This is a genomic window from Povalibacter sp. (assembly GCF_036520495.1).
Lineage (GTDB): Bacteria > Pseudomonadota > Gammaproteobacteria > Steroidobacterales > Steroidobacteraceae > Steroidobacter.
Window position 1 is genome coordinate 1 of record NZ_DATDJO010000067.1, and the last position, 12,686, is coordinate 12,686.

Annotated in this window: 11 protein-coding genes; 6 read left to right on the plus strand and 5 right to left on the minus strand. The window is 63.1% G+C overall.

The window, feature by feature from the left end:
• Nucleotides 1–206: 206 nt before the first annotated feature.
• Entirely contained in the window at nucleotides 207–1,409 is a 1,203-nt protein-coding gene (gene pcaF / locus VIZ63_RS22635) for a 3-oxoadipyl-CoA thiolase (protein ID WP_349261257.1), read from the plus strand.
• Between the two features lie 93 nt (nucleotides 1,410–1,502).
• Here the strand turns inward: pcaF and VIZ63_RS22640 are convergent, their stop codons facing one another.
• From VIZ63_RS22640 to VIZ63_RS22655, 4 genes are all read right to left on the minus strand, one after another.
• Nucleotides 1,503–1,967 carry a hypothetical protein gene (locus VIZ63_RS22640; RefSeq protein WP_331612087.1) on the minus strand — a complete coding sequence of 155 codons (465 nt, stop codon included), beginning with the start codon at nucleotides 1,965–1,967 and terminating at the stop codon, nucleotides 1,503–1,505.
• An 81-nt stretch (nucleotides 1,968–2,048) separates the two neighbouring features.
• Nucleotides 2,049–5,027 (minus strand): DUF748 domain-containing protein, encoded by a 2,979-nt coding sequence (locus VIZ63_RS22645; protein WP_331612088.1) that lies wholly within the window; start codon nucleotides 5,025–5,027, stop codon nucleotides 2,049–2,051.
• Between the two features lie 97 nt (nucleotides 5,028–5,124).
• Nucleotides 5,125–5,820: an aquaporin Z gene (gene aqpZ / locus VIZ63_RS22650; protein ID WP_331612089.1), complete on the minus strand. Its 696-nt coding sequence runs from the start codon at nucleotides 5,818–5,820 to the stop codon at nucleotides 5,125–5,127.
• A gap of 36 nt (nucleotides 5,821–5,856) precedes the next feature.
• Complete coding sequence (locus VIZ63_RS22655; RefSeq protein ID WP_331612090.1) at nucleotides 5,857–6,951, minus strand: META domain-containing protein; 1,095 nt, start codon at nucleotides 6,949–6,951, stop codon at nucleotides 5,857–5,859.
• A gap of 173 nt (nucleotides 6,952–7,124) precedes the next feature.
• Between VIZ63_RS22655 and VIZ63_RS22660 the strand changes: the two genes are divergently transcribed.
• Together VIZ63_RS22660 and VIZ63_RS22665 are read left to right on the plus strand one after the other, a co-directional pair.
• Nucleotides 7,125–8,909, plus strand: coding sequence for an acetate/propionate family kinase (locus VIZ63_RS22660; protein ID WP_331612091.1), 1,785 nt, complete (start codon nucleotides 7,125–7,127; stop codon nucleotides 8,907–8,909).
• A gap of 16 nt (nucleotides 8,910–8,925) precedes the next feature.
• Entirely contained in the window at nucleotides 8,926–9,756 is an 831-nt protein-coding gene (locus tag VIZ63_RS22665; protein WP_331612092.1) for a hypothetical protein, read from the plus strand.
• A gap of 24 nt (nucleotides 9,757–9,780) precedes the next feature.
• Here the strand turns inward: VIZ63_RS22665 and VIZ63_RS22670 are convergent, their stop codons facing one another.
• Nucleotides 9,781–10,479 (minus strand): aspartate/glutamate racemase family protein, encoded by a 699-nt coding sequence (locus tag VIZ63_RS22670; RefSeq protein ID WP_331612093.1) that lies wholly within the window; start codon nucleotides 10,477–10,479, stop codon nucleotides 9,781–9,783.
• 98 nt (nucleotides 10,480–10,577) lie between these two features.
• Between VIZ63_RS22670 and VIZ63_RS22675 the strand changes: the two genes are divergently transcribed.
• The 3 genes from VIZ63_RS22675 to VIZ63_RS22685 all read left to right on the plus strand — a co-directional run bounded on the left by VIZ63_RS22675 (nucleotide 10,578) and on the right by VIZ63_RS22685 (nucleotide 12,686).
• Entirely contained in the window at nucleotides 10,578–10,790 is a 213-nt protein-coding gene (locus VIZ63_RS22675) for a hypothetical protein (protein WP_331612094.1), read from the plus strand.
• 88 nt (nucleotides 10,791–10,878) lie between these two features.
• Nucleotides 10,879–11,166, plus strand: a complete 288-nt coding sequence (locus tag VIZ63_RS22680) for a UBP-type zinc finger domain-containing protein (RefSeq protein WP_331612095.1) — start codon at nucleotides 10,879–10,881, stop codon at nucleotides 11,164–11,166.
• 14 nt (nucleotides 11,167–11,180) lie between these two features.
• Nucleotides 11,181–12,686: a phospholipase D family protein gene (locus VIZ63_RS22685; RefSeq protein WP_331612096.1), complete on the plus strand. Its 1,506-nt coding sequence runs from the start codon at nucleotides 11,181–11,183 to the stop codon at nucleotides 12,684–12,686.

Here is a 12,686-nt window from a genome sequence, read left to right on the forward strand (position 1 = left end):
CGTCGGCAGGTCAGAATTGGCATTTCGATTCTTCTCCGAACCTGCCGACGCAGTCGGCCTACCTGCCATGCCTCATGGCCTTCCTGCCGCAGGTCACCTTGACCGCAGGCCACTCCCCGACAGAGTCGGGCTGCTCTTTTCTCAACGTGAGCCTGCGACCCGCCAGCGGTACACTTTCGATCCCCAAATCCGCAGCGACTCCCTTCATGCGCCAGGTCTTCATTTGCGATGCGATTCGCACGCCCATTGGACGCTATGGCGGTTCCCTCGCCACGGTCCGCACCGACGATCTGGGCGCGATTCCGCTCAAGGCATTGATGGCGCGCAATGCCAACGTCGATTGGGCGGCGGTCGATGACGTGTATTACGGCTGTGCCAACCAGGCGGGCGAAGACAATCGCAACGTGGCACGCATGGCCGTGCTGCTGGCAGGGTTACCCGACTGCGTGCCTGGCGCGACCATCAACCGACTGTGCGGTTCGGGACTCGATGCCGTGAATCTTGCGGCGCGTGCGATTCGCAGCGGCGAAGCGGAACTCGTGATCGCTGGCGGCGTCGAGAGCATGACGCGCGCACCGTTCGTCATGGGCAAGGCCGACAGCGCGTTCTCGCGCACGACGAAAATCGAAGACACCACCATCGGCTGGCGCTTCGTCAATGCGCTGATGAAGGCCAGGTACGGCGTCGATTCGATGCCGGAAACGGCGGAGAACGTGGCCGCCGAGTTTGGCGTGAATCGTGGCGACCAGGATGCGTTCGCACTGCGCAGTCAGCAGCGTTACGCGCGTGCGCATGCCAGAGGTTTCTTCGCCAGCGAGCTGACGCCGGTCGACATTGCGCAGAAGAAAGGCGATCCCGTTCGATTTGCGGTGGATGAGCATCCTCGCGAAACGACGCCCGAAGCGCTCGCGAAACTCAAAGGCGTCGTGAGGCCTGACGGAACGGTCACGGCCGGCAATGCGTCGGGCGTGAACGATGGCAGCTGCGCGCTGCTGCTCGCGAGCGAAGCCGCCGCGACAAAGTACGGTCTCAGGATGCGCGGCCGCGTGATCGCCACGGCGACTGCGGGCGTCCCGCCACGCATCATGGGCATCGGTCCCCTGCCGGCGTCGCAGAAAGTGCTGGCACTGGCAAAGCTGTCGATCGGCCAGATGGATGTGGTCGAACTGAACGAGGCCTTCGCAGCGCAGGGACTGGCCGTCATGCGTCAGCTCGGTCTGTCGGATGATGCGGAGCACGTGAATCCGAACGGCGGTGCCATCGCCATCGGTCATCCGCTCGGCGCGAGCGGCGCGCGTCTCGCCACCACGGCGCTCAATCAACTCGAAAAGACCGGTGGCCGCTATGCGCTGTGCACGATGTGCATCGGCGTCGGGCAGGGGATTGCGATGGTGATCGAGAGAATCTGAGCAAGTTGATAGTGGATAGTTGAAGGTGGATAGCGGCAGAGCGCGGATGCGTGCCGTCTCTTCAGCTGTCCACTTTCAACTATCCACTATTCACTATTCACTACTTCCGCACACCGCCTTGCAATCCCGCAGCTCATCGCGGCAGTAGCGCTGTGCAGTGGTTTCCGTCTGATAGCAGTCGTAGCGCATCGAGGCGATGTTCTGCTGGATTGCATCGACGCACAGTCCGTACGTCGTCGCGAAACGCGAGCGGCACGAGTTGCCGTACGTGCCCGAGCTGCAATCGCGGGCGTTGTTGAAATACCCACAGAAGTACGAGTAATCGTTGTTGCGCATCGTGAACGGATCGCGCCCGCCATTGGCAGCTCGTTTCGAGCATTGCTGGCGCGCCCGGCGAACCTCGCTGCTGCAACGGGTTTCGGATGCGTCGCACTGATTCATACACATGGTGCGGGCATCGGGTTTCGCGGCGTCGTTGATGGCAGGGTCGTCGTGACCGGTCGCATTCATGCCAAGCAACAGCAGCGACAGCACCAGGGTTTTTGTCGTCTTGTTCATGGGTGCACCTGACGAAGTTCGACGCGAATGTGGCAGTTCCGCAGCGGTCGGTCAATGGTCCGGCGGACCGACGATCAGCGCCTATTCGAGTTTCATTTCCATGCGGACCGCACCGTTCTCGGCCTTGCCTTCGGAACGCTCCACCGTGATGAACACGCGTTCAGGATTCAGTTCGGTATTGGCAAGCAGCGCATCCTGCACGGCGCGTGCACGCTGCCGTCCAAGTTCGGTCAGCGTCCCCTCGTCGGGTTGCATGCGTTCCAGCAGCGCGCGATCGAGGAACCGGATCTGCGCGTCCAGGTCCACGCCCTTCTCGGTTCGGGCGTCGGGCGGATACTCCGGAGCCGTCCTGGTGAGGTCCTTGTAGATCTTCTCGAGGTCGGCGACGCGTTTGCGTTTCGCCCGATCATCCGTCAACTCGTCGGCGGGTGGAGCGGCTGCGGCCAATCGTTCCTGCGCCAGTGCTGCGCCGTCTTCTGCGGCGACGACGGTGAGCGGCACATTCAACTTGAGCTGCGGACGTTCGACCAGCGCCTTCGCCAGCTTGTTGAGCTTCTCCGCTTCGGTCGGCGTCAGCGCTGCGGCTCCCGGTGCAAAGTCGACATACGCCAGGTCGTCGCCACCGCCGAACAAGGCACCCAGCGCAGAGAATGGCGCGGTCACGATCTTGGTCAGCAGGCCGAGCACGGCCTTCCAGATGATCGGCCCCAACCGGAACTGCGGATCGTCGAGGGTGCCCGTCACCGGCAAGTTGATGTCGATGACACCGTGACGGTCCTTCAGCAGGGCCACTGCGAGCTTGAGGGGGATCGGGGCCGCATCCTTGGAGTCGGTCTTCTCACCGAACTCCAGGTTGTCCAGCACGATGTGATGTCCGGCATCGAGCTTGCGATCCTGCACCTTGTAACGCAGTTCGGTGGAGAGCTTGCCCTTGCTGATGTTGTAGCCGGCGAACTTTCCGGAGTAGGGATTGAACGTCGTCAGCTCCATGTTGCGGAAGTTCATGGCCAGGTCGGTGTAGGCCGTGGCCGAAAGCAGGTTCACTTCGCCCCTGATATCGACGGGTGCGTACTTGTCGATGTTGCCGTCGAGTTTCACCTTGGCGCGCGAGGCGGGATCCGACGACAAGCCGACGATCGTGCCGTTGAGTGACAGGATGCCGGTCGCGAATGACGGTTCGATCGAGTAATCCGCGAAATTCGCCGACCCGTCGATGAACTGCACGGTGCCTATGCGCATGGGGAACGCGGGTTGCGCCGCTGCACTGGCAGCCGGAGCCTTGCGCTTGCTCTCGCCTTTGTCCGTGGTTGCCGGCGCTTCCGCGGATCCGTCGCGATTCAGCACCCGAGTGACGTTCAGCGACGAGTCCTTGGCGATCACCATGCGCGCGTATGGCTGGCGAGCAACGATGCGCTCGATCGACAGCTTGTCCGGATTCAGCGAGAAATCGATGCCGGTCAGCGCGAGGCTGCGCCACTTGACGAAGTCCTCGTTCACCAGCTGATCGGTGGTGCGCAGGTTGGCAACCTGCGCCTCACCCTTGAACGTCACCGGTTGAGCAGCTTGCGGAGTTGCCGCGTAGCTCGCATCGCCCTTCGCGCTCAGGCGTCCGCTATGCAGCGTCATTGCCGTCGAGCGGGCGAGGTATGGTTGAATTACAGGCAGATCGAAGTCTTTCAATTCGACGGCGAGTCGAGTGGCGAGCGGCGTCAGCTGCAGATCGCCCTTAGCCAGCAGGCGACCCTGCTTGTTGATGGTGATATCGCCATCGATCTGCAATCTGGCGTTGTCGTCCGTGCTCCACTGATTGAGCGTCAGCTGCACCGGTGTGAGCTGGAACTTCGTCGCCGGTGCGACGCTGCGATCCTCGGCGAGAACCGTGGCATTGCCGAGTCGAATGGCATCGACATGGACGCGCCAGGAGGAGGCCGACGAGTCGCTGGTCGCTGGCTGCTGGCCAGAAGGTGCGGACTGTTTTGCCTTGGCCGCCTCGCTGGAGCCGCCTGGGGCAGCGGGCTTTTCCTGGTCGAACAATCGCATCAGGCTGATCGAGCCATCGCGCTCCAGGGCAACATCGAAGCGTGCGTCCTTCACCTCGATGAGCTTCAGGCCGACATCGCGCTGGCCGTAGGAGAACGCCACATCCTGAACATCGATTGCAGGCAGCACGATCGGCGCAGCGCTGTCGCCGGTGCGCTCCGCGAGCGACAGATCGCGAAGCTGTGCGGCTGGCAGCGTGACATCGAGCGCAAATGCCGGATCGAGTGCAAAACGATACGTGCCGCTGAGATCCGCCTGCCCGGATGCCAGCCGGAAGGGAATCGACTCATATATAAAGGACTCGATCGTCGCCATCTTCAGGCTGTTGATGCTGAAGCGGCCGGTGGACCCAAGCGGCTGCACTGTGAACTCGCCGGTCCAGGCGAGTTGTTCGCCCGCAGTCGTCGTGCCGCTGAAGTCGTAGGCGTTGGCGAAGTTGGCGTCGGTACGAAAATCGTTCAGCGCAAAGCGGATCGGTTCGATCGCACCCTCGAACGGTTTTGGCAATGTGAGATCGGTAACACCGATGCGACCGTCACCCACTGACAGGCTGCCGATACGCACGCCGGTCGGCGCCGAGGGTTCCTCGTCTGAATCTTCAGATTCCGGAAACAGCTTCGCCAGATTGACCGACGCGTCTTTCTCGATGACGAGTTCGATGTCGGGTGCGGACAGCTGCACTTCGTGCAGGATCACAGCGCGCTGCCATAGCGAAGCGAGTTGCAGGTTGACGTAGAGATGGCGAAAGGCGATCAGCGGTGAACCGTCCGCTTCCTCCAGACGAAAATCACTGACACTGGCATCGAGCACGAAGGGATTGAAGCGGATCTCGCCGATCGACACCTGTCGCTGCAATGTCTGCGTGACATAGCTTTCGATCTGCGAGCGCGCGATGTGCGGCACCAGGAAAAAGCCGCCGAGCGTGTAGAGGAGGATCACACCCGCGACGACACACAGCGAGATCCAGTGCAGTTTGATCAATGCAAAAAGGGGCGCAGTCAGCAGACGTGCCTTGTTCATGGCGCGAGGTCGAGGTGAAATTGAAGCCGGCCGGAGTATGAAGGTTTCCGGCCGGCCGATCATCTGCGCGAAGCGCCGTCGCCGTGTGGCGACGTCGTTATTCCTTCTCGAAAGCGGTCTTGTAGACGAACCCTGCGACCGCAGCGCCGATGATCGGCGCTATCCAGAACAACCAGAGCTGCGACAGCGCCCAACCGCCGACGATGATCGCGGGCCCCGTGCTGCGGGCAGGATTCACCGAGGTATTGGTCACGGGAATCGAGATCAGGTGAATCAGCGTGAGGCAGAGGCCGATGGCGATAGGCGCGAAACCAGCGGGCGCGCGCTTGTCAGTAGCGCCGAGAATCACGATGAGGAACATGAATGTCATCACGATCTCGCTGATCAGCCCCGAACGCAGCGAGTAGCCACCGGGCGAATGCTCGGCGTAGCCATTGGATGCGAGGCCAGCCGCGAGATCGAAGCCTGCTTTGCCGGACGCGATCATGAACAGCACCCAGGCGGCCAGGATGGCACCGAGCACCTGCACAATGATGTAGGGCAACAATTGCGACGCGGGGAAACGACCGCCGGCCCACAACCCGACCGAGACAGCCGGATTGAGATGGCAGCCGGAGATGTGTCCGATCGCAAACGCCATGGTGAGCACCGTAAGACCGAACGCCAGCGCCACGCCGGCGAAGCCGATGCCCACTTCGGGAAATGCGGCGGCGAGAACCGCGCTGCCGCAGCCGCCGAGGACGAGCCAGAACGTTCCGATGAATTCCGCAAGGAGCTTCTTGGTGAGAGGCATGGTTGCTCTTCCTCTGTTTGGGGACACATCAGTCGATCATAGATTCCGTTCTTCGAATCGCGCCACGACCGCGCCGTTGGCATCGAACAACTCGAGATGTGCACCGCTGACCTTCCAGCGGACTGCGGCCGCGAGCGCCTTTTCGAAGGCGGATTCAAATGCCATGTTCGGGCACGCCATGCGCGTGAGTGCCAGTGGTTTGAACGTGATCTGGTCGCCGTCCGCCTGGTAGCCGCCGACGACGCGATTGCAGCCGCCATTGCCGAAGACGCGGTGCTCGTTGCCTTCGAGAGCGATGAATGGTTCGCGCTGCAATTCGCTGACGTTGACCGGCACGTCATTCAGGCGCATGAGCACCCAGCGCGTGCTGGCGAGCTCATGAGTGACACCGCGCGCGCCGCAGGATTCGTTGGGCGAGAAGCGCACGAACCTGTCGACCACCAGCGTATCGACCGATCGATCGCCCTCCATCGCGGGGTGCGCCGCAATGCGGCCTTCGATGCTGACCAGCGCCGCAGAGCCCGGTTCGCGCCGTAGCGCGGCATACGCGGCTTCCAGGGCGACATTGTCGCCTTCCTGCGCGACGGGCAATTTGAGTCCTGTCAGGCATTCCTCGAACTGCGCGGTGTCGGCCATGGACTGGTACAGACCCCGCATCGTGAGCCTGGGTTCGAGCGCGGCATAGTTCGCCTGCCGGACGAGCGTGTAGTTGAGCTTCGACGCGATGGGATTGCCGTCGCGATCGAGCTTGCTGAGGGTGTCGACGTCGCGAATCGACCAGACGGTCGGCGGCTCGTCGGCGCCGTCCAGGATCAGCACCTTGTCCTCCTGGATCGACCATTGGCCGATCTCGTCCACGGCGATTGCCGGGTCCGTGTCGAGGTAGGTCATGCGCAGTACGAACACATGGTTCGCACGCAGATCCAGTTCGTAACGGATGCCGGGACAGTCAGCGCAGGGCAGCGTTCCCGCATACAGTGCAGGCAACTGCTGCGGCACGCGTTGCGCGGCGGGTGAGGGTGGCGGCATGGCGGCGGTTGGCGCCGCAAGGGAGGGTTCCGCGGTCTCCTGTCCGCATCCGCCGAGCAGCGAGGCGCACAGCAGAGCGGGAAAAATCAGGTGCTTCATCATCGTCTTCAACGTCGACCTTGTTGCAGCCAGGCGGCCAACGCGCGGCCGGAGAGTAGCTGGGGCCGTGTGGTCATTCCATAGGGGGAAGGTGAAATCGTCTGTCCGCAGTCATCAGCTTGGGGAGGCCGCCGCGTCGATGTTATGGTCACAGCTCGGATGACCTGGAAGTGTCCATGCGCATTTTCGCCCTCAACTGTGGTAGTTCGTCGCTCAAGAGCGTCCTGATCGACACGGATTCGCACCGTCCGCTGCTGGCCATGCACATCGACAATCTCGGCTCAGTCGATTGTCGCCTGCAGATCGGCGAGGAGCGTTTCTCGCTGGATGCCGGCACTGATGCGCCGGCAGGTGTGCGCAGACTCATTCGCGAACTGCAGGCCCGCCGACAGGGCGACGAAGCGGCACAGGCAGTGGCGCATCGGATCGTGCACGGGGGCGCGACATTCGTACGGCCGGTGCGGCTGGACGAGCCGACGCTACACCGCATCGGCGAACTCAATCACCTGGCGCCCCTGCATAACCCCGTGGCATTGGCGGTGGCTCAACTGGCACGCGAGGAGATGCCCGGGGTGCCGCATGTCGCAGTGTTCGATACGGCATTCCATGCGACGTTGCCGCCGCGTGCGCGCGAGTATGCATTGCCGCTCGACGTGGCGCAGCGCCTGGGGATTCGCCGCTACGGCTTTCATGGCACCAGTCATGCGCAGATTGCCCGCAACGTTGCCGCATTTCTCGAGGCCGATACGCAGTCGCTGCGCATCATTTCCTGTCACCTGGGCAACGGCGCCAGCGTTGCTGCCATCGAGTATGGACGCAGCGTCGAAACCAGCATGGGCATGACGCCGCTCGAAGGACTGGTGATGGGCACCCGCAGCGGCGACATCGATCCGGGAGTGCTGCTGCATCTGCTGGATCATGGCGGCTATACCGCCGAGTCCCTCGGCAAGTTGCTCAACAGCGAAGCGGGGCTCAAGGGATTGGCGGGAACCCACGACGTGCGGGTGCTGGAGCAGCGTGCGGCGGAGGGCAATGAAGACTGTCGCCTCGCCCTGACCGTCTACGCGCATCGCGTGCGCAAGTACATCGGCGCCTACGCCGCCGTGATGGGTGGCGTCGACGCCATCGCTTTCACCGGCGGCATCGGCCAGAACAGTCCGCTGATGCGCCACCGGATCCTGCAACGGCTGGATTTCCTCGGCGCGCGCCTCGACGAAGATCGCAATCGCGATGCCAGAGTGGATGCGCAGGTCACGGTCTTCGACATTTCCGACCTGAATTCGCGCACGCGCCTGCTGGTCGCCAATGCGAACGAGGAACTGGAGATCGCGTTGCAAGCCGCGATGGTGCTGCAGGCCGCAGCGGGCGGTCCAGCGGTCCGCATCCCGATCGAGATCTCGGTGCGGCATGCGCATCTGACGCAGGCGACCATCGAGAAACTGTTCGGTACAGGCTATCAGTTGCAGCCGCGCACGGACCTGTCGCAGCCGGGGCAGTACGCGGCAGCGGAATCGGTGACGCTGATCGGACCGCGCGGACGCATCGGGAACGTGCGACTCATGGCCCCGCCGCGTGACGCGGACCAGGTGGAAATCTCCCGCTCCGATGAATTCATTCTGGGGGTCGATGCGCCGGTGCGCATTTCGGGCGATCTGCGCAACACGCCCGGCATCACGCTCGAAGGGCCGGCTGGACGCGCCACGATCCCGAGCGGTGTGATCTGCGCCCGCCGCCACATTCACATGAATCCGGACGACGCGCGCCGTCTCGGTGTCAGGGATCACGAGTCCGTGCAGGTCCGCATCGACAGCGGTGGTCGCGATCTGGTGTTCAGCGACGTATCCGTGCGCGTTGCCGACGAGTTCGAGTTGCGCCTGCATCTGGATACGGACGAAGCGAATGCGGCGGGCGTGCAGCCGGGAGACACGTGCGAACTGGTACGATCCGCCGATCCCTCCTGAGATCGCCGCGGCTCTGATGTCCACCCCCGCCTTGCTCGATATCGTCGACGACGAAGCTCACAGCTCGGCAAGCATCGCCCCGGACCGTGGCGCTATCGTCACGTCCTTCAAAGTGCGTGGCCGCGAGTTGCTGGATCTCGATCAGGCCACCTTCGTCGATCCAACGAAGAACGTTCGCGGCGGCATTCCGATCCTGTTCCCCGCGCCGGGCAAGCTGGTGGAGGATCGCTGGCACTGCGATGGTCAGTCCGGCCACATGAAACAGCACGGTTTCGCCCGGTTGCATGCATGGACAGTGAGTGAGACGACTGCGCGATCCGTGACCCTGCAGTTGCGATCCGACGCCGACACGCTGGCCGAGTACCCGTGGGCATTTGTGGCGACCTTGCAGGTGTCGCTCGCGGGTCCGCGTCTGCGTCTGACGATGCAGATCGACAACACCGGCGCATCGGCCATGCCGTTCGGTCTGGGCTACCACCCGTATTTCTTCGTCACCGACAAGCGCAATGCGCGCATCGATACCGACGCCACGCACCAGTTCGACAACGTGAGCAAGGCCACCACCGCCTTCACGAGATTCGATCTGACAGCGAACGAAGTGGACCTGCACATGCTCGATCAATCAGCACGCCAGATGTCGCTGCATCTCGGTGACGGCAGCATCATCGACGTCAGCGCCTCAACCGACTTCGCCCACTGGGTCGTTTGGACCGTCGCCGGCAAGGACTATGTCTGTGTCGAACCCTGGACCTCACCCGGCAATGCACTGAACAGCGGCGAACGGTTGCTGCGTCTGGCTCCGGGGAAATCTCATCGTTCGTTCATGGAGATTGCTCTGCGGACATAGGTGGCCGCGATTTCTCCGCACCTGTCATTCGTCCTGAATCGACCACTCCGCTGCCGCAACGGCATGCAGGTGCGTCGTATCGAACAGCGGCACGGGTGAGTCGCTTGCATCGATCAGCATTGTGATCTCGGTGCAGCCCATGACGATCGCTTCGGCGCCACGGGCGATAAGACGGGCCATCACCTCGCGATATGCGTGCCGTGATGCGTCGATCACACTGCCGAGACACAGTTCCTCGTAGATGATCCGGTGCACTACGTCGCGATCGTCGGCGTCGGGCGTGAGAACGTCCAGGTCGAACTGCGTCTGCAATCGGGCACGATAGAAATCCTGTTCCATCGTGAAGCGCGTCCCGAGCAGCCCGACGCGCCGATGGCCCGCGCGTACGATGGCGGCGCCGGTCGGGTCGGCGATGTGCAGCAAGGGAATTCCGACTGCGCTTGCGATTCTGTCGGCCACCTTGTGCATGGTGTTCGTGCACAACACCACGTTCTGAGCGCCTGCAGCCTGGATCGAGCGGGCGTTGTCAGCCAGCAGTTCGCCAGCTTCTTCCCACAACCCGGCATGCTGCAGACGTTCGATCGTCTGGAAGTCGATGCTCGCCAGCATCAGTCGCGCCGAATGCAGCGAACCCAGCCGGGCACGCACGGTTTCGTTGATGATGCGGTAGTAGAGTGCGGTGGACTCCCAGCTCATGCCGCCAATCAGTCCGATCACTTTCACGGATAGCTCCTGTCTTTCGGCTGATTCTGCGGTATCCGCTTACGGCACGAGTCGTTGGCAGCGGACCGGGTTTCCGGGTTTGTGGCTACAATGCCGCCATGAGTCTCACGCGTTTGCCGGAGTTTGCTGCTGCGCTGACCCGCGCCTGCGACGAACTCGGGCTGCCGGAATACTACCGCAGCATCGTGCGTCCTCTGTTCGGCATGCCACGCTCGCAATGGCCCACTTGTTGCGGCGGTGGCTGCGAGCCCTGTGCCCAGATGCTCGTCGCAGTCGCCGATCGCGTGTGCGAACTGCTGAAAGAGACATGACGGCCTTCGGCGGGGCCTGCGGCAGGAAGGCCTGCGGCAGGAAGGCTCATGCCGACAAAGTCGGCCGTCATTGCAGAGCGGAGGAACCATGTCCTGCGAGCATTTGTCACATGCGCATCCCGTGTCCGCCAGGACCAGCGGTTGCGAGGAATGTCTGAAGGCCGGGAGCGCCTGGGTACATTTGCGGCTGTGCCTGACGTGCGGCCACGTCGGTTGCTGCGACAGTTCGCCCAATCGTCATGCGACCGGCCATCACCATGAGACCGGCCACCCGCTGATCGCCTCCTATGAACCGGGCGAACGTTGGGTCTGGTGCTATGTGGACGAGGAGGGCATGGAAGTGCCGTCCGCCTGGATCCGCTTCCTGCGTTCGTAACGCGCCCGGATCCAGTGAGACGTTCCCGGCCTGCACCATTCAACACCGCACTGCCTGTCGCAGAAGATGCGGTGCTCGACCGGTTGTTCGCGGCACAGAGGCGCTCGCTGCCGGAACATTCCGGCGTGCGCCTCGTTACCGAGGGCACAGATGCATTCGCGCTACGCGTGCTGTCGGCACGGGCAGCCGCGCGTAGCCTCGACCTCCAGTACTACATCTGGCGCAGCGACGCGACGGGACGTTACCTGGCGCACGAAACTCTGCAGGCCGCAGATCGGGGCGTGCGTGTGCGGCTGCTGCTGGATGACATGGATGCGCGATCGCGCGACGGCATTCTCATGGGACTCGATCAGCATCCGCTGATCGAGATCCGCCTGTTCAATCCATTCCGAACGCGCTCCGGAGTGCTGCGTACGCTGATCGAGCTGTTCTCGCGCGGCTCGCGACTGAATCACCGCATGCACAACAAGGCCTGGATTGCCGACGGGCGCATTGCGCTCGTGGGCGGGCGCAACATTGGCGACGAATATTTCGCGGCGAGCGAGGGCGTCAATTTCGTCGACCTGGATGTCCTGCTCGCGGGGCCGGCGGTCGCCGCAACGACATCCAGCTTCGATGCGTACTGGAACAGCGCCAGTGCAGTTCCCATCACCCGCCTGCGCCGCACGGCCCGCAATCGCCTGACGCTGCAAGCGGTTCGCGAGCTGCTGCTGCATTCCCTGACTGCTTACGAGAGCAATGACTATGTCCGCCTGCTGCGCGAGTCGTCACAGATCGACTCATTGCTCGCGGGCCGCCACGAACTCACCTGGTCGGCTGGAGTGCGGATCGTCGCAGACGATCCCGCCAAGGCGCTGAAGCGGGCGCATGACATCGAGCCGGGCGTCGTGCAGAGCATCATGCTCGCATTCGAGCGTGCGCGACTCGAACTGCTGCTGATCTCTCCGTACTTCGTTCCGGGCGCCGTCGGCGCGCGACAACTCGGGCACAAAGCCAGCCAGAACATGGCAGTGTCCGTGCTCACCAACTCGCTGGCTGCCACGGACGTTGCTGCCGTTCACAGCGGCTACTCGCGTTATCGCCGGGGGTTGTTGCAAGCCGGTGTCAGGCTCTTCGAACTCAAGCCGGCGCCGGATGACGATGCGGGCGAGGGCGATGGCCACGTGCGAATGCGCCTGGGCTCCTCGAAGGCAAGCCTGCACACCAAGGCTGCAATCATCGATGGCGAGCGGCTGTTCGTGGGCTCGTTCAATCTCGATCCGCGCTCGGCAACACTCAATTGCGAAATGGGCGTGTGGATCGACGATCGGTCGCTGGCGGCGCAGATGCAGGCGGTGTTCGCGGCCGGCTCGGCGCCACAGCACTGTTTCGCGATCACGCTCGATGACGACGGCGCACTGCTCTGGACCGAGCAGCGCGCCGGAAAGATTTTTCAATATCGCAGCGATCCGCATGCCAGTTGGGGGCGGCGGCTCGTGACCTCGCTGCTGCGGTTTCTGCCCATAGAGTCGCAGCTGTAG